General features: G+C 64.2%; 12 protein-coding genes. 10 read left to right on the top strand and 2 right to left on the bottom strand.

Annotated features, from left to right (window positions below):
* Positions 1–29: 29 nt before the first annotated feature.
* Together MWN76_RS05880 and MWN76_RS05875 are read right to left on the bottom strand one after the other, a co-directional pair.
* A complete protein-coding gene (locus MWN76_RS05880; protein ID WP_250460148.1) occupies positions 30–3158 on the bottom strand; it encodes a DUF6531 domain-containing protein in 3129 nt (1042 codons plus the stop codon).
* Positions 3159–3170: 12 nt separating this feature from the next.
* Positions 3171–4034 carry a Stp1/IreP family PP2C-type Ser/Thr phosphatase gene (locus MWN76_RS05875; RefSeq protein ID WP_250460146.1) on the bottom strand — a complete coding sequence of 288 codons (864 nt, stop codon included), beginning with the start codon at positions 4032–4034 and terminating at the stop codon, positions 3171–3173.
* A 205-nt stretch (positions 4035–4239) separates the two neighbouring features.
* On the opposite strand from MWN76_RS05875, the gene MWN76_RS05870 reads away from it, so the two are divergent.
* The 10 genes from MWN76_RS05870 to MWN76_RS05825 all read left to right on the top strand — a co-directional run bounded on the left by MWN76_RS05870 (position 4240) and on the right by MWN76_RS05825 (position 17703).
* Positions 4240–5061: a transposase gene (locus MWN76_RS05870; RefSeq protein ID WP_250460144.1), complete on the top strand. Its 822-nt coding sequence runs from the start codon at positions 4240–4242 to the stop codon at positions 5059–5061.
* A 2-nt stretch (positions 5062–5063) separates the two neighbouring features.
* Entirely contained in the window at positions 5064–6563 is a 1500-nt protein-coding gene (locus tag MWN76_RS05865; RefSeq protein ID WP_250460142.1) for a type VI secretion system contractile sheath domain-containing protein, read from the top strand.
* Between the two features lie 64 nt (positions 6564–6627).
* A complete protein-coding gene (tagH, locus tag MWN76_RS05860) occupies positions 6628–8415 on the top strand; it encodes a type VI secretion system-associated FHA domain protein TagH (RefSeq protein ID WP_250460141.1) in 1788 nt (595 codons plus the stop codon).
* 49 nt (positions 8416–8464) lie between these two features.
* Positions 8465–9052: a type VI secretion system lipoprotein TssJ gene (gene tssJ / locus MWN76_RS05855; RefSeq protein WP_250460139.1), complete on the top strand. Its 588-nt coding sequence runs from the start codon at positions 8465–8467 to the stop codon at positions 9050–9052.
* A 49-nt stretch (positions 9053–9101) separates the two neighbouring features.
* Complete coding sequence (gene tssK, locus MWN76_RS05850) at positions 9102–10439, top strand: type VI secretion system baseplate subunit TssK (protein ID WP_250460138.1); 1338 nt, start codon at positions 9102–9104, stop codon at positions 10437–10439.
* A 2-nt stretch (positions 10440–10441) separates the two neighbouring features.
* Positions 10442–11326 carry a type IVB secretion system protein IcmH/DotU gene (gene icmH / locus MWN76_RS05845; protein WP_250460137.1) on the top strand — a complete coding sequence of 295 codons (885 nt, stop codon included), beginning with the start codon at positions 10442–10444 and terminating at the stop codon, positions 11324–11326.
* A 151-nt stretch (positions 11327–11477) separates the two neighbouring features.
* Entirely contained in the window at positions 11478–15020 is a 3543-nt protein-coding gene (tssM, locus tag MWN76_RS05840; protein WP_250460136.1) for a type VI secretion system membrane subunit TssM, read from the top strand.
* 25 nt (positions 15021–15045) lie between these two features.
* Positions 15046–15711 carry a type VI secretion system-associated protein TagF gene (gene tagF / locus MWN76_RS05835; protein WP_250460135.1) on the top strand — a complete coding sequence of 222 codons (666 nt, stop codon included), beginning with the start codon at positions 15046–15048 and terminating at the stop codon, positions 15709–15711.
* A 22-nt stretch (positions 15712–15733) separates the two neighbouring features.
* Positions 15734–16474 (top strand): SapC family protein, encoded by a 741-nt coding sequence (locus MWN76_RS05830; RefSeq protein WP_250460134.1) that lies wholly within the window; start codon positions 15734–15736, stop codon positions 16472–16474.
* Positions 16475–16920: 446 nt separating this feature from the next.
* Entirely contained in the window at positions 16921–17703 is a 783-nt protein-coding gene (locus tag MWN76_RS05825; RefSeq protein ID WP_250460133.1) for a hypothetical protein, read from the top strand.
* Positions 17704–17718: the final 15 nt, after the last annotated feature.

Genomic DNA, 17718 nt, shown 5'->3' with positions numbered 1-17718 from the left:
CGGGATTGTAGCTCTTGTCTGCCGGTCCTCTACAGGGCCGCGAGCGCGCGCTCCCGCTCCGCCATATCCCGGTGTCCGGTTTCCGGCGCATCGCCGATACCACCGGTCGGTGGCCGTTGCATCGACTGGGCCAGCGGAACACCGGCGTAGTGATAGCCCCGGCGTTGGTAGAAAAGACCGGTTTCGCCATCGAACAGGCCCTCGTTGCCGCGGTAGTTGCCCGGGCCCTGTCTCGGTGAATCGTCGGCGAGGCTGTCGCGCCGCCACAGCAAGTCCCCGCTGGCGTCGATCAGTGCGAGGAGGTTGCCGCAGGCATCCGCGACAAAGTGTTCCAGCGCGCCGTCGCCGAGGCGCGCGACAGGGCTGCCGTCGACGGGATGGTGCAGGTAGTGCCAGGTTGCCTTCTCGGCATCGTCCACCAGGGCTCTCTCGCGCCAGAGTCCCGTGGCTGTCCATTGTGTCAGCAGTCGCCGCTTGCGGCTGGATCGGCGGTGGGTGGTGACTTTTGCCAGGCGTCGACCGAAGGGATCGTAGCGGAAAAGTGTTTTGAAATCGCCGCATTCCGCGCTGCTCATCAGCCCCCAGCCGTCGTGTTGGTAAAAGTATTCGCGCGACCGTTTGCCGGGACGGAATTCGCGGATGACGTTGCCGCGTTTGTCCCACTGCACCGCATGTGGGGGGCGCGGTACCTGCGCCAGCTGGAGATCGGGGCGATCGCGGTTCGGCAGCTCCCAGGCCAGCTCGGGGGACAGCTCGATGGTGGCCAGCCGGCCGAGGCGGAAGCCGAGCTGGCAGCGGTTGTCGCCCCGGTGATGGGTTTGCCGGCTGCCGTCCCGCTCGATGCGCAGCACGCTTTCGCCGTTGGCGTCGACGCCGTAGAGGTCGCCGCCGGGCGCGAACAGGCAGCCGACGTCCAGGCTGTCGGAACTGGAGTCCCTGAGCCAGCCGCGAGTGTCGTAGCGGTGGTTGACGCTGAGCTGGTTGCCGTCGCTGCCATCGCAGTGTTCAGCCAGCAGCAGACCGCGACTGTCGTACTGGAACCGCAGGTGACTGTGCTCGTTGCTGGCCTGGATCAGGCGCCCGTGGCGGTCGTAGTGGAACTCGCACTGCTGGCCGCTGTTGTTGCGCACCCGCTGCAGTTGCCCGGCGCTGTCGTAGCTCAGGTACCAGTGGCTGTCGCCATCGCGATACTCGCTCAGCTGGCCGCTGTGCCGGTATTGCCATTGGCGGTGGAAGCCGTCATCGCTGTCGAAATTCGTCGCGCGCCCGAAGCGGTCGTAGCGCCAGGTGAATGTGTCGCTGCCGGTATGCAGTTGCGAGGGTCTGCCGCAGTGGTCGTAATCGAGGTGCCAGTGTTCGCCGCCGGCAAAGGTAATGGCGCAGATCCTGCCGGCGCTGTCGCGTTGCCACTGCAATTGTGCTTTTTCGTCGCAGCGGATGCGGCAGGGGTTGCCGCTGTCGTCGTAGTCGAGCGCCAGCGACGCGCCCGCGAGTTGCGCGCTGTGCAGCTGGCCGTGTTCGTCGTATTGCCACTGGCCATGGGCCTCGTCATCGACGGTCAGCTCGCACAGCTGTTGCCAGTGGTTGTAGTCGAGGGCCCAGCGCCGATCGCCCCGGTTCAGGCCCCGCAGTTGCGCCTGCCCATCCCAGTGCAGGGCCACGCGGCCGCCCTCGGGATCCGTCAGTTCCTCCAGCAGTCCGCGACTGTCGTAACTGCAGCACCAGTGCGCGCCGGATGGATCGACAATTTCCCGCAGCAGTGCCGCCTCATTGTAGTGATAGTGCCAGCTTTGTTCACCGCGCCGCTGGGCCGCCTGCAACAGGCCGTCGGCGTCGTACAGGTAGCGGTCGCTGGCGCCGTCGCAACTGCGGCGCAACAGCCGGCCGAATTCGTCGCTGCGAAAAATCTCGCGGCGGCCATCGGCGGCGCTGACCTGGCACAGGTTGCCGTAGTGGTCGTAGAAAAAGCGCTGCTGCACCTCGCCCTGCTGTTCGCGCAGCAACTGGCCACAGGCATTGAATTTCCAGTGGACGGCGTCCTCTCCCGGCCGCTCCAGGCGACAGGCCTGTTGTGAACGGCTCCAGTGCAGGCGGTATTCGAGACCGTCGACCTGCAGGCGATTGCAGCGCTGGCGCCCGTCGTAGGAAAAGGTGATTGCCCGGTTTCCGCCGGACGAGATAGCGGCCAGCCTGCCGGTGTCGTCGTAGTGGTAGGTTTCCCGCCGCGCGAGCCCCTGGGCTGCGAGCAGCTGGTCGTCACTGTCGCTGTATTCATAGTGACACAGGCGCTGTGTGCCCTCGGGAGCCTGGCGGTCGAGTACGGCGACCAGTTTGTCGCCGCTGTATTCGAATTCGAGTGCGCGGCCCCAGGAGCTGACAATCCTGCTCGGCTGGCCCCGGTAGTAATCGATGGTCAGGGTATTGCCGCTGGGATCGCGGATTTCCGTGAGCGGAAGCGATTGCCCGGTGCCGTCTGCGCGAAAGGTCTTTGCAGCGCGGCCGAAGCCGAGCAGGCGAAAGCTGTGCAGGCTCTGCCGGTGCAGCAGCAGCCGCTCGAATCGGTTGAAGCTGCTGTGACCGATGGCGGGCAGTGTGAAGGCGACTCTCCTGCCGTCGGCGGTATGCAGGGCGGCACCCGGCTGCCGCTCTTCCCCGCCCTGGTCTATCTGCAGGTATTCATCCAGGCTGTGGCGCCAGGCGCCCGCCGTTTCCCCGCTCTGGTGCTGGCGGTAGTGGCGCTGCCACTGGAAGGGAATGGGGCCGGGAAAGACAAAATCGGTGCGGGAAAATGCCACCGCGCCATTACAGGCAATTACATGGCCGACGACCTGTTGGCACCGGGCGAGCGCTGGCAGCGCATCGCCGCTGGTGTCCCGGCCGGGACCGTTACAGAAACTGACAGGACCGCAACCGTGGGTGTACAGCAGGTCCGGCTGGGGCGCCCGGGCAAGGCTGTAGTGGTTTGCCGAAATGCCGGGTAGCTGTGGCCACCAGTCGCCGAGACGCGGTTCGATCTCCGTTTCGATGGTCGGGGAAGCGCAAAAGCGGTTGATCCAGTCGCAGGCGGCAATCGGGTCACCGGGGTGAAAATCGATCCCCGGGGGGTGGATTTCCGACAGTTTTAGTGAAACAAAATTGGCCAGACGATCCGGTGTCATGCTTCGATATCCTTATCGTTGTTCCTTGCGTACGGTGACGTCTTCCTTCCTGGGCTTGAGTGTAATGGCTTCGTTGGAAGCTTCCGTGACAGTGTCCGGCATAGTGGAAAACTCCATGATGCCGGCGCTGATATTGTCCCTGCCGCCCAGCTGATTGGCGTCGTCGATAAACCGGTAGACGCACTCCAGTGCCGGGCGGTGTGTCGCCAGGACGCGTTCAATGGTGTGGTCGTCGAGATATTCCGTGAGACCGTCGCTGCAGAGCAACAGCAGTGCACTCTCGGTCAGCGTCCAGCTGTTGATGGTCGGTTCGACCTGGTCCGACACCCCCAGCGCGCGGGTGATATGGTTGCGGATATTGGATTCCTGGGCCTGCTGCTCAGTGATTTTCCCCTGGTCCACCATTTCCTGGACCACGCTGTGATCCCGTGTAAGACGCTGCAGGCCGTAGTTGTTCCACAGGTAGGCGCGCGAGTCGCCGATATGTGCCACGATCAGGAAATCATTCCAGATGACCGCGACCACCAGTGTGGTCCCCATCTGCGAAAGCTGCGGGTGTGAATGCCGGGTTTCCAGGATTTCCCGGTTGGCGCTGTCGATGGCGTCGATCAGCGTGGCGCGCAACATCAGCTGCTGCTGTTCCGGTGAGCAGGAAAGAAAAATTCCGTCGGGCAGCTTGCCGAGATGGCGCTCGAGCGTTTCCACCGCGATGCGGCTGGCGGTGGCGCCGCCACTGTAGCCGCCCATGCCATCGGCTACAACAATGTAGGCGAAGGGCTGTTCGCGATCGCCGTACCAGCGAATGCAGTCTTCGTTCTCCTCGCGTATCTGCCCGATATCGGTCCGTCCGTTGACTGCCAGCCTGATTGCCTCCATGTCAGCCGCAACTCCCCTCATAATCATATTTTTTTGAATAATTGCCGGGTTGGAAAGAAGCCGAAGCTCCTCGTAACCAGCCATTAATGTTAACTTGGTAGCAGCATTGGTTTGAAATTTTTTTGATTCATTTGCGATAATGCCTCGACTCACCGGATGGAGCCCGGGCTATCCCGCCCGGGCCGGAAAAGGATTTATCGGCGCGATGCCCCGTCTACCCCGACTCAACCTGATCGATATCCCCCAGCACATTGTCCAGGTAGGGCACAATAACCTGCCGTGCTTCTTCGACGACGAGGACTACCAGTTCTACCTGATCAGTCTGCGCAATGCGGCCGACCAGTACAGCGTCGACGTTCACGCCTATGTGCTGTTGCCCAACATGGTACAGATCATCGCCTCGCCGCGGGTGCCCAACGGTATCTCTTCCATGATGCAGTCCCTTGGGCGGCGCTACGTGCAGTATGTGAACCATCGCTACAAGCGTTCCGGTACGCTCTGGGCGGGTCGCTATAAGTCCAGCCTGATCGACTCGGACGCCTACCTGCTGACCTGCTATCGCTACGTGGAGCTGCGCCCCATGTACCTGGGGCTGGCGGAATCCCTCGGTGATTATCCGTGGTCCAGTTTCAATCACCACGCCAGTGTGGTGCGCAGTGAAGTCATTACCGACCACCGCCTCTACCTGCAGCTGGGGGAGACGGGCCGCGAGCGGGCCGAGGCCTATCGAAAACTGTTCCGTTACAGTTTCGATCGCCGCCTGTTGGAGTATATTGCCGAGACTATCAAGCTCGGCCATGTGCTGGGCGGGGATACCTTCAAGGACAAGATCGAGCAGATCGCCAACCAGCGTGTCCGCCCGCTGAAACGCGGGCGCCCGAAAAAAGACAATAAGGATTCCGCCGCCGATGTGGATCGACTTTCATCGAAAAAATTCGACAAGCAGGAAGGGGTCGCGGGTCACAAAAGCGTAAGCGACAACGTGAACAATAAGAAAGCCGGCGAAATTGCCGCCATGGAGAGCTGATCTTGAGCCGAGCGAGCATCAATACCGACAGTACCATTTTCCGCAGTGGCGAAGACGGCGCCGGGGAGGAAACCATCGCCGCCGGCGCCGGGATTCTCAAGGTGGCTGTGCTTGGGGATTTCAGCGGTCGCGCCAGCCGGCGGCAGTGCGAGCCGGAATCCCTGGCGCAGCGCCCGGCATACCGGCTCGGGAAAGACAATTTTGAAGCGTTGTTCGAGCAACTGGGTGTGCGACTGCAACTTCCGGTCATGGACGAACCGCTGTCGCTGCTCGAGTTCGATGACCTGCACCCGGATTACCTGTACAGCCGCGTGCCGCTCTTCCGGCAGTTTATCGAGCTGGAAAAGCGCCTGCTGAATCCCTCGCAGTTTGCCGGCGCCGCCGAGGAAATACGCCAGTGGCGGCCCGAGCTGCAGCCGGCCGGCCTGCAGTCGCAGACCGGCGGCGAGTCGATGCTGGACGCCATCCTGTCCGGGAGTGGCTACCGGGAGGCCTATGCGTCCAGTCCCGAGGGGCAGATAGACCGGCTGATCAAGGATATCGTCGCGCCCTATGTACAGGAGAAGCCCGATGCACAGCAGGCGGCCTACCTGCAGGCGCTGGCAGAGGCCTCCTCCGAGGCGATGCGCAAGATCATGCACCACAGCGACTTCCGCCAGCTGGAAGCCAGCTGGCGCAGCCTGCACCTGCTGCTGCGCCGCCTCGAGGATCACCCCGGGCTGCAGCTGCACCTGATCGATGTCAGCAAGGAAGAGGTCCTGGCGGATTTCGCTCACGCGGAGGACGACCTGGAGCAGTCGCAACTGTTCAAGTGCCTGGTGGAGCGTGAGACAGTGGCCGGCGGCCTGCCCTACAACCTGATCCTGGGCGATTTCACCGTTGCCGACGACGAGCGGGACCTGCACCTGCTGATCGACCTGGCCACCATCGCCGAGGCCGCGGGCAGCGCCGTGGTACTGGGGGGCGACAGCCGCCTGGCGGGTTGCCCGACCCTGGCGGGATCCCTCGATCCCGACGACTGGCACTACCCGCTGTCCGACACTTTCGCCAGTGGCTGGCAGGCGGTGCGCGAATACTCTGCCAGTGGCCACATCGCCCTGGCGGGCCCGCGCTTCATGCTGCGGCTGCCCTACGGTGCCGACTCCGCCACCACCGACTGCTTCGGGTTCGAGGAACTGACCGCGGAGCACGGCCACCAATACTACCTCTGGGGCAACGGCGCCTACCTGCTGGCATTGTCCCTGTGCGAACAGTTTGTGCGTGAGGGGCGCCCCGCGCCGGTGGCCTCCGCCAGCTATGAAAACCTGCCCCTGCACCTGCGCAAGCTGCCACAGGGGCAGTGGATGACACCCTGCGCGGAGGCGCAGTTGAGCGACCGGGCCGCGGCGCAATTCAATGCGGCCGGCTTCAGCACACTGCGTTCGGTGCAGGGCAGGGACCAGATACTGCTGCCCCGCTTGCAGGCCCTGTCCGGTGGTGAGCTGCGGGGCCCCTGGAGCTGATGTGACAACCGTACGGAGAGCATCCGGCGGAAACCGATAACGACAAAGCGCGAGTCAGTGTGAAATGGATTTAGTTCTCTCCGTGTTGGCCGACCCCGAGGGCGCCAACATGCTCAAGCACACCAAACTGTTCACGCCGGAGGGCGGCAGTCTCGGGCGCGCCGACAGCAACGACTGGGTACTGCCGGATCCGGAGCGGGTGGTCTCGTCGCAGCATGCGCAGATTTCCTTCAGTGAAAACCAGTACTTCCTGACAGACCTGAGTACCAACGGCAGTTACCACAACCAGTCTGCCGAGCCGATCGGCAAGGGCAACCGGGTACCGCTGAAGGACGGCGATACCGTTGTCGTGGGCGACTACCAGCTGAGGGTTTCCATCCGCCGCCCGCAGGCCGACAGCGGCCTGCCGAAGGGGGTCGGCGAGGCGGATTTTCTCGACAGCTCCGACCGCACCACGTTCAGCCCCGCGGCGGCGGCAAAAATGCAGAACCGGGAGGAGGCGCGGCAGCTGGACAGCTGGCTGGAGCCGGGCGCCGCCGGTGGCAGTTCCAACACCGGCGAATGGGGCTATGTCTCCGGCTCCGCCCAGCAGCCGGATTCCGTCGACAGTTTCCTCGGGGGCGAGCAGGGCGCTGAGGATCCGCTGGCGGCCTTCGACCGGGGCGCCGGCGGTGGTGGCAGCCAGGACCCACTGTCCGGCTTCGGCGGCGCCCCCCAGTCGCCGGGTGTCGGCCAGTGGGACGACGATGACTGGTGGAAAGATGGCAGCGAGCAGGACCACGCGCCGGCCGATCGCCACGCCATGCAGTTCGCCACCCAGCAACAGGCACCGGTTGCCGACCCGGTGGCGCCGGAGCCACCGCCGATGGCGCCACCACCGCAGCCGCCCGCCCCGCAGCAGCCGGTGGCGCCGCAACCCGCGCCGCAGCAGAGGGCCCCGCAGCCATCCCCCGCGGACAATCCGTTTGCCGATTCCTTTGCCGCGATGGAAGGGCAACAGGTGGACGGTGCCCCGGGGTTCGACAGCGGCGCAGCGGCGCCCGGCAATGCAGCGCCCGGGTTTGAAAACCGTGTGCCGGGCTTTGCCAGTGCGCCGCAGCCGCCCGCCGAACCGGGCTTTTCCGGCGCCTCGCAGGGATTCTCCCAGTTGCAGCCACAGCAGCCGGCCGCGCCGCCGCCGGAACCGGTGCCCCCGCAGCAACCCTCGCCGGAGCCACAACCGCAACCCCAAGCCCAGGCCGTGCCGCCACAACAGCCCGGCGCGGCGCCGGCCGCCAATGCGCTGGCGGCGGGGCTGGGGCTGCAGCTCTCGCCGGAGCAACTGCAGCAACTGGACCAGCAGGCGGCGGCCATCGTCGAGGAGTCGGTGGCGCGATTGATCGACCTGCTGCGCGCGCGCACCAGTATCAAGAACGAATTGCGCGTGCAGCGCACCATGATCCAGACCGAGGCCAACAACCCGCTCAAGTTCAGTGCCAGCGCCCGCGATGCCTTGAACGCGATGTTCGCCGGCAACGGCGCTTTCATGTCGCCGCAGCAGGCGGTACGCGACAGCTTCGACGACCTGTCCGACCACCAGGTGGCTGTGCTCGCCGGTATGCGGGCCGGCTACGACGCCATGCTCAGGTTCTTCAATCCGGACAGCATCGAGCGCCGCGCCGGCAGTGGCGGCGGCGGTGTCTTCGCCAGCAAGAGCGCGAAGAACTGGGAGGGGTATGTGGAAATGTACCGGGAACTGCTGCGCGATCCCGACGCCTGTTACCGGCGGCTGTTCGGCGAGGAATTCGCCTCCACATACGAGAGCCAGCTGTCCGAGCTGAAGAACGCGCGCAGTCTGAACCAACAACGATAAGCCAGGCAAAGGGTTTCGAAGCCCGATTGATAAAAAACAGGAGCCAACCGTGTCGCCCAAAAAAATTCTGCAACTGACCCTGATCGGCCTACTGGTGCTGACCGTCGCCGCCTGCCAGGCGACCCGGCGCACCCTCAACTTCGATACCAGTGTGGAGCTGGCGGTGGATATCGAGCAGGACGTCAACCCGGACAGCGACGGCCGCGCCTCGCCGGTGGTCGTGCGCGTTTTCATGCTCGCCGACGACCGCCAGTTCTCGCGCGAGGACTTTCTCAACCTGTACGAGAATGCCGAATCGCGCCTGGGCAAGGACCTGATCGATACCGTGGTGCTGAAGGAGTTCGCCCCCGGCGAACAGCGCCTCGAGACCCTGCAGCTCTCACCGGAAGTCCGCTATATCGGCCTGCTGGCGGAATTCGTGCGCTACCAGGATGCCGACGCGCTGATGCTGTTGCCGATCACCGACCACACCGACAACGAATACCAGATTACGCTGACCGGCACCCAGATCGCGTCGACCGAGGCGCTGAATATGCGCCGCCGCGCGTCGCTTTCGCGCGACGAGTCGCGGGAGGGCTCGGTGACCATCTCCAGCGAAGAGTACGAGCGCCTGCAGCAACTCAAACAGGATAAATAGCAATACGGACCGCGGTCGGCAGAGCCCCGCGCTTCGAAAAGGAAAAACTATGTCGGCGAACAACAAGGTCATCTGGGGCGAGGGCATGTTCCTGCGCCCGCAGCACTTCCAGCAGCAGGATCGCTACCTGGAACACCTGGTGGAGGCGCGCACCGCATCACTGGGGCCCTACACCTGGGGGCTGGTGGAAATTGCCATCGACAGCGAGCCGCTGGCCATGGGCAAGATTTCCCTGTCGCGCATCAGCGCCATCTTCCCCGACGGCACGCCGATGCTGGCGCCGGAGAACGAGCTGTTGCCGGAGGTGCTGGAGGTGCCGGTCAACACCCGCGACGAAGAGGTGTTCCTCTGTATCCCGATGAAGCGGCCCGGCAGCCAGGAATCCGTGCGCGACCAGGAGGATTTCCCCCAGGCGCGCTACCAGGCCACCAACTTCGACGCCCGCAACAGCGCCTCCGCCTCCGGTGAATCGGCGCGCATCCAGGTGGGCAAGCTGCGCGCCTGCCTGAAACTCGGCAGCGACGACCTGAGCGGCTATGCCGCCATCGGCATCGCCCGTATCCGCGAGCGCCAGCCGGAGAAGCCGGCGGAGCTGGATGCGGAATATATACCGCCGCTGCTGAACGCCGAGGCGTCACCGGTGATCAAGGCGTATATCGAGGAGATCAAGGGGCTGCTGGACCACCGCGGCTCGGCCCTCGGCCACCGGTTGAGCGACAGCGGTCGCAGTGGCTCGGCGGAGATCGCGGACTACCTGCTGCTGCAGGTGATCAACCGCTTCGAGCCGCTGCTGCGCCAGATTACCGCGCAGCCGCGCCTGCACCCGCACAGCCTCTACCTGGAGCTTTTGCAACTGGCCGGGGAACTGTCGACGTTTACCGCATCCAGCAAGCGGCCGCCGGAAATTCCCCAGTACGGGCACGAAAGCCTGCAGCAGAGTTACGCCGGGCTGTTCTCCGCCCTGCGCCAGTGCCTGTCCACGGTGCTGGAGCAGACCGCCATCGCCATGGAGCTGGTGCAGCGCAAGTACGGCATCTACGTGGCGCCGGTAACCGATCCGTCGCTGATCAAGTCCGCCAGTTTCGTCATGGCCGCCAAGGCGGATATGCCCGGCGACCTGCTGCGCAGCCGCTTCCCGGGCCAGGCCAAGGTGGCACCGGTGGAGGCCATCCGCGAACTGATCTCGGCGCAGCTGCCGGGCCTGCAACTGCGCCCGCTGCCGGTGGCGCCGCGGCAGATTCCCTATCACGCCGGCTTTACCTATTTCGAGCTGGAGCGCAGCGGCGAACTGTGGAACGCGATGCAGAAATCCGGCGGTTTTGCCGTGCATCTGGCGGCCGAGTTCCCGGGCCTGACCATGGAGCTCTGGGCAATAAGGAATAATTGAGCATGAGCAACGACAACTTCACCCCGCCGGGCGCGCCCACTGCCGGTGACCGCACCGTGGTGGTGCCGACACCCGGCGCCGCCAGCCCGAGCCGGCCGGCCCCGGAGCCGTCTGCCTTCAATCCCGCGGAGTTGCAGCAGGATATCCGTATCCGCAACAGCCTCAACCCGCTGGTGGCGGCCTCGTCCAAACTGCTGGGCGCAATCATCAAGCTGCGCACCACCATGAACCACGCCAATGTGCCGGACCTGCACAAGCGGCTGACGCGCGAGATCCAGGGGTTCGAGCGCGAGGCCAAACAGTTGTCGCTGTCGCCGGAGACGGTACTGACTGCGCGCTACCTGCTGTGCACGGTAGTGGATGAAGTGGTGCTGTCCACCCCCTGGGGCAGTTCCAGTGGCTGGAGCCAGCACTCACTGCTGAGCCTGTTCCACAAGGAGACCTTCGGCGGCGAGAAGTGTTTCCACATCCTGCAGCGCATGCTGGAGGCGCCGGCCTCGCACCTGGAGACCCTGGAGCTGTTTTACCTGTGCCTGAGCCTCGGTTTCCAGGGCAAATACCGGCTGGTGCAGCGCGGCCACGAACAGCTGGAGCAGATCCGCGACAATCTGTACCAGACCATCGAGCGCCACCGTCCGGCCATGGAGCGCGACCTGTCTCCGCACTGGCAGGGTTGTGTCGAGCGCAAGACGCGACTGATCCAGTATGTGCCGCTGTGGGTCATCGCCAGTGTCGTGTTCGGCGTGTTGGCGGCCACCTACAGCGGCTACCGCTGGTGGCTCTACCAGGGTGCGACGCCGGTGGCCGCCGAGATCACCGCGCTGGTGGGGGAAGAAGCGCCGACGGCGGAAAAAAAGGATAACGGGGCAGCGGCTACCAACCGCTGACGTTCGGACTGTTTACTCGAGTTTCGGAGTTCGAAGTGTTGGGAATTGGCACAGAGCCGGGTGGCGCTGCCCCACCCGGCGCCCCGAATTCAACCCCGAAACTTGAGTGTTTATGCCCCCGGCCGAAGGCGGCCGGGCAACGGAGCACTGCATGAGACGCTTGCGCAATTTCTTTACCAACAAATGGGTCCTGGGGCTGATCGGCCTGACGGCCCTGTCGCTGTTGATCTGGTTCGGTGCCGATTACATCAAGTTCGGCAGCGACAACGCCACACTGCCCCACGGCGTGCGGCTCACCATCATCGTTTTCCTGTTCGCCATCTGGCTGGTGTGGCACCTGAGCCAGTGGCTGGTGGAGCGGCGCCAGAACAAGGCGCTGATCGACGAGATCGAGGAGTCCCAGCAGGACAGCGTCGATCCGGATCAGGAGCGCAGCCGCGAGGAGCTGAGCGCGCTGTCCGGCCGCTTCCGCGAGGCGATGGAAGTGCTGCGCAAGGCGCGCTTCAAGTCCGATCGCGGCAATGTCTCCCTGTACCAGTTGCCCTGGTACATCATCATCGGCCCGCCCGGCTCCGGCAAAACCACGGCGCTGGTCAATTCCGGCCTCGAGTTCCCGCTGGCGCAGAGCCACGGCAAGGAGGCGCTGGGCGGCGTCGGCGGTACGCGCAACTGCGACTGGTGGTTTACCAACGACGCGGTGCTGATCGACACCGCCGGCCGCTACACCACCCAGGACAGCCACCGTGTCTACGACAACAGCGCCTGGCAGGCATTCCTGGGCCTGCTCAAACGCTATCGCCGCCGCCGTCCGATCAACGGCGCGCTGGTGGCCATCAGCCTGCAGGACCTGATGGTGCAGACCGCCGAGCAGCGCCTGCACCAGGCGAAGACCCTGCGCCAGCGCATCAACGAACTGCAACAGCAGTTGGGTATCCGCTTCCCGATCTACCTGACCTTCACCAAGTGCGACCTGGTGGCCGGCTTCAGCGAGTTTTTCGACAACCTGTCCCAGGCGGAGCGGGAGCAGGTCTGGGGCGTGAGCTTCCCGGCGGAGACCAGCCCCGCCGCCGGTGCGCCGCTGGACTCCTTTGACGAGGAGTTCCGCCAGCTGATCGAGCGTCTCAACCAGCGCGTGCTGTGGCGCGTACACCAAGAGCGCAATGTCGAGAAGCGCGGCATGCTGCAGGGCTTCCCGGCGCGCATGGAGAGCCTGCAGTCGGTGCTGACGGATTTCGTCAAACAGACCTTCGGTCCCAACCGCTACGAGACGGTGCCGATGGTGCGCGGTGTCTACTTCACCAGCGGCACCCAGGAGGGCAGCCCGATCGATCGCATGATGGCCACGGTCAGTGCCGACTTCGGTCTCGAGCGGGATATGGGCCAGAAGTTCCAGGGCGCCGGCAAGAGCTTCTTCCTGCACCGCCTGCTCAAGGATGTGATTTTCCCCGAGGCGGAACTGGTAGGGGTCAACCGCAAGATAGAGACGGCCACTGTCTGGCTGCGGCGCGGCGTCTACGCCGCCTCGGCGGCGATCTTTATCGGCGCCCTGGTGCTGTGGACCGGCAGCATCGCCCAGAACAAACTGTATATGGGCGAAGTGCGGGACAGGGTGGCCGAGTACCGCGACAACCGGGCGGCGCTCGGCGACCGGTCCCTGCGGCCGGATGAGACGCTGCAGTTACTGCAGCCGCTCTACGGCGCGTCGCAGGTCTACCAGAAGGAGGAGCACCCGTGGCTCAACAACCTGGGCCTCTATGACGATCGCGTCGACAGCGCCGCCGACAAACTCTATCGCCGGGAGCTGCGCAACGTTTTCCTGCCGTCGCTGATCCGCGCCGTCGAGCGCGACCTGGCGCGCATGGGCGCCGACGATCCGGCGCTGGCGCCGACACTGCGCAACTACCTGATGTTCTTCACCCCGGACAAGCGCGATCCCGAGGTGCTGGCAGAATACTTCCGGGCTGCCTGGGAGCGACAACTGCCGGGCGAGGCCCAGCAGCAGGAGCAGCTGGTCGCGCATATGCAGCGCCTGTTTGCACAGCCACTGCCCGCGGACCTGCAGCCGAACGAGCGCGTGGTCGCCCGGGCGCGACAGCAACTGCGCCGCATTCCGGTACCGCAGCGCCTCTATGCGCAGATGCAGCGCAGTGACCTGGGGGTGACACCGGTGGATCTCTACGGTGAGATCGGCGGCGACACCGAGCAGCTGTTCGGTGTCGCCGCCAGCGACCCGCGCTTCAGCATTCCCTACCTGTATACCAAGGCCGGCTACAAGGAAATGGATTTCGGCGCGGACTCCGCGCTGATGAGCCAGCTGTCCGAAGAGCGCTGGATCTACGGTGGCGAGATCAGCGGCGAGGACTTCAGCGAGACGGATCGCGAACAGCTGGGCGAGGAGGTCAAGCGCATCTACCTGGGTGAATACCAGCAGCGCTGGCAGGGCTTCCTGCGCGGTTTCTCGATCCGCGATTTCCGCAGTACCAGCCAGGCCCTGGATACACTGTCGAAACTGGCGGACCCGGTCTACTCGCCGCTGTTGGCGGTGGCCGAGATCACCGCAGACAACACGCGCCTGACACCGCGCCCGAAGATCCCGGTGGATGCGTCCGGTGTGTCCCTGCCGGTTTCCAGCAACACCCGCAAGGCGGGCGAGCTGGCGGCCAGTGGTGCGGCCGGCAAACTGCAGGAGAAGTTCCAGCCCACCAGTGTCGACCTGCGCTTCGAGGAGCTGCACCGTATCACCCAGAGCGAGAAGGGACGGCCGGCGCGGGTGCAGGAATACCTGTCCGCAATCACCGGAGTGCAGGAATACCTGACCGAGATCGACAGCGCGCCGGATCCCAACGAGGCGGCCTTCAACAGCGCCAAGTCGCGCTTTGCCGGCGGTGGTGGCGACGCCATCAAGCAGCTGCGTATCAAGGCCGCCAACGCCCCGGCGCCATTCAAGAAATGGCTGAACGAGATCGCCGACAGCACCTGGGGCCTGGTGATGGCCAAATCCAAGCTGCACGTCGACCGCATCTGGCGCGAACAGGTCTACAGCACCTACAGCCGCAGCCTGGCCAACCGCTATCCGCTGCGCCGCAACCGCGACCAGGAAGTGCCGGTGATGGAGTTCAACCAGTACTTCAAGCCGGGCGGTGTCGAGCAGAAATTCATCAACCAGTACCTGAAACCGTTTATCGATACGCGCAACTGGCGGGCCAAATCCCTGGAGGGGCAGAGCCTGGGCGTGTCGCAGACGGCGCTGGCGCAGATGCGCCGCGCACAGCGTATCCGTAACACCTTCTTCAGCGCCGGTGAGCAGGCGGCCTACTCCTTCCGCATCGAGCCCACCAAGCTGGATTCCGGTGTCAGGTTGTTCGCGCTGGAAGTCGGCAGCCAGCGGGTGCCGTATTCCCACGGCCCGCGCACGACGAAAAAAGTCGACTGGCGCGGTGGCGAGACCAATCGGGTGCGGATCATATTCGAGGACCTGAACGAAACGGTGCACCGCCGTCATTTCGAGGGCGACTGGGCCTGGTACCGGCTGTTGGAAAACTCCGAACTGCGGCGCGGCCGCAGCAGCACCGAGTACTTGGTGACCTTCGAGGAGGAGGGGCGCAAAGCCGAGTTCAGGTTGTCCACGGCCGGCGTCTACAACCCGTTCGACGACAGCCTGCTGGGCGGCTATCGCTGTCCGCAGACGCTCTAGTCCAGAGCCGGGAGGAAACAAGACTGTGACAGACAGCAAGGGCCTGTTCGGCAAGTTGCCGGGACACGGCGACTTTATCCAGCGCGAGTTGCCGGCCAGTTTCGTCACGCCGTGGGACGAGTGGCTGCAGCGGGCCGTGCACGGTTCGCGCGAACTGATCGGCGAACCCTGGCTCGACTACTACCTGACGAGCCCCATCTGGCGCTTTGCCCTGTCGCCCGGCGTGCTGGATGAGCAGGGCTGGGCCGGTATCCTGGTACCCAGCGTGGACAGTGTCGGGCGCTACTTCCCGCTGACCATGGCGGTGCCGACACCGCAGGGCAATCCCTTCGCGCTGCAGGTGGCGGCGACCGACTGGTACCGGCAGCTGTCGGAGCTGGCCATAGAGGCGCTGCAGAGTGCGCTGCAGGCGGATCAATTGAGTGAGCGTTTCCCGCAGCCCGCGTTCGCCGCGGTGGCCGATCAGGTGTCGGTGGTCTCCGAGGCGCATATCGCCACCGGTGACGGCGACGCCATCTCCGGCAGCTATCCGGGGCTGCTCAACCAGCTGTACCGACAGCAGTACCCCAGCTACAGCCTGTGGTGGTGCGCCGGTTCCCAACACCTGGCCCCGACGACCCTGGTCAGTCCGGGGCTGCCGGAACCGACGCTCTACTGCGCCATGCTCGGCGCGCAGGCAAGGCACTGGTAGCCAGAATTTACGGAGAACGATCGTGGAGCCATCCAGCGGCAGGCGCCTGGTCCCTCTCGACAGGAACCGGCATCGCAGTTATCGCATCGCCCGTGGCAGTTACGGCCATGCCGCGCAACAACAGACCTGCCCGGTACTGTTGGGTGAATTTGCCGAAGTGTCCGCGGAGTGCCCGATTCTTTTTGTGCGATCCGAAGAGGGCGGTGCCCTGTGCTGCGTGGCGATGCTGGGCGTGACGCCGGGTCACAATCTCTTTTGGCAGAACAGTCGCTGGCGGGGGCGCTATGTCCCCTGCCATCTCCGCGCCCGGCCATTCGCGATGGCTCGCATCGGCGAAAGCGGAAAGCAAATGGCGGTCTGTGTCGACGAGAGCTCGCCACTGCTGCTTGCCGGCGGGGAGTCCGGCGAACCGCTTTTCGAGCCCGGCGGGGGGCGTACCGAGTATCTGGACAACATGGCCCACCTGCTTGTGCAACTCCAGCGACAGGGCACATTGACGGATACGTTCGTCCGCTATCTGCAGGCGGAGCGGTTGCTTGAAGAGCAGGTTATCCAGGTCAGGTTACAGGGCGGTGTGAATCACCGACTGAACGGTGTGTTCCGTGTCGATGAAACAGCGCTGCAGGCGCTTCCAGAGGAAAGGTTTATCGAGTTGCGCAGGCGCGGCTACCTGTCGCCAATCTATGCACACCTGCACTCCCTGCGCCGGGTCGACAACCTGAGCCGGTTGCACGCCCGGCAGCGCAGGGAAAACCTTCACTGATCCCTGTGGGCATGACAACTCAACGGCGTTTTCCGGGGAAGCGGAACTTTTTAGTCGATAATTTTTTATTATTGGGTGGCTGCGGAGAATATTTGTGCGGTGTGCGCCTGCCGTTATCGAGTCCGCTGCGGTGTAATTTTCTGTAATTTGATGCTCAGCCCCGACCGGTCTGGAAAGCTTTTTGTTTTTTTACTGAATCTGTATAAATGCTGTGCATCCTTTGGCAATTAGACTGGCGATTTGTATTCAATCGATAAAAATATTCGTTAGAATTAGCGCTTGCTTTCAGGGTGTGAAAAGTATTATTGGAATATTTTTCATTAAAGATTTTGGTGCTCGAATGTTTATCGGGCACGCCCGCTCAGTGGATGAGCGGGTCTGGTTGACTCCCCGTAATATGACTGCGCCGAGTGCGCGGGGAGTGGAAAACAACACGAGGCACAGGGATGTCATTTCGGGTGGTGTTTACGGGGGAGTTGCGCGAGGGTTTCAGCCGGCGGCGGGGAATAGAGTCCCTGGCGCAGCGCTTCAACCTCGGTTTCGAGGAGATCAAGCGTTTGCTGACCGGCAATCGCCAGACGGTCAAGTCTGCGGACAGCCGACAGCAGGCGGAGAGGATCGTCCGCGCCCTCTGGGGCGGAGGTTGGCATTCAGAGCTGGTGCGAAACGGTCGCGTGCTGTTTCGCACCAACCGGCCGGAGCGGGCGGATGCGCCCACGGGCGAAGTCGACAGCCGGCAAACCCTGACGGCGGTTGACGGCAGTTTTTCCGTCTCGGTTCCGGCAGGCTGGCAGTATTGCGAGGACCTCAATCCCCAGGCGTTGCTGCAGGTGGGCGATGCGCGCAACCACCACTACCTGATGGCGCTCGCGCAGTCGGTGGCAGAACTGCCCGAGACCCTGGCCCTGGCGGACTACTGCGATGCGCAGCTGCAGCAGTGTGTCGACAAGGTGGCGGATGGCCGTCTCTGCGCGCCGGCGGCACCGCTGCTGGAGTGCCGGCTGCCGGCCTACGCCGGGGAGATTGCCGCGCTGCTGGGGGAAGTGGAAATTCGCTACCTGATCGCCTGCCTGCAGTCGGCGGACCGCTTCTACACCCTGTTTCTCTGGTGTGAGCGGGAGGCGTTCGAGCGGCAGCGCGTGTGTTTTTCGGAGATTGTCGCCGCCTTCAATCCCCGGGCGCCGCACGACGCGGTGGAATCCGCGCAGGGCGAACTGGTGGGGAGCTGATTGATTTCCGCAACC

The sequence above is a fragment of the Microbulbifer litoralis genome (genome assembly GCF_023634065.1).
Classification (GTDB): Bacteria; Pseudomonadota; Gammaproteobacteria; order Pseudomonadales; family Cellvibrionaceae; genus Microbulbifer; species Microbulbifer litoralis.
Note: the sequence above shows the minus strand (reverse complement) of the source record. Positions and strands in the feature narration are given on the sequence as shown.

Coding starts and splice junctions, on each gene's coding strand:
- MWN76_RS05880 (WP_250460148.1), bottom strand. CDS start 3,158: ATGACACCGGATCGTCTGGCCAATTTTGTTTCACTAAAACTGTCGGAA.
- MWN76_RS05875 (WP_250460146.1), bottom strand. CDS start 4,034: ATGGAGGCAATCAGGCTGGCAGTCAACGGACGGACCGATATCGGGCAG.
- MWN76_RS05870 (WP_250460144.1), top strand. CDS start 4,240: ATGCCCCGTCTACCCCGACTCAACCTGATCGATATCCCCCAGCACATT.
- tagH (WP_250460141.1), top strand. CDS start 6,628: ATGGATTTAGTTCTCTCCGTGTTGGCCGACCCCGAGGGCGCCAACATG.
- tssK (WP_250460138.1), top strand. CDS start 9,102: ATGTCGGCGAACAACAAGGTCATCTGGGGCGAGGGCATGTTCCTGCGC.
- icmH (WP_250460137.1), top strand. CDS start 10,442: ATGAGCAACGACAACTTCACCCCGCCGGGCGCGCCCACTGCCGGTGAC.
- tssM (WP_250460136.1), top strand. CDS start 11,478: ATGAGACGCTTGCGCAATTTCTTTACCAACAAATGGGTCCTGGGGCTG.
- MWN76_RS05825 (WP_250460133.1), top strand. CDS start 16,921: ATGTCATTTCGGGTGGTGTTTACGGGGGAGTTGCGCGAGGGTTTCAGC.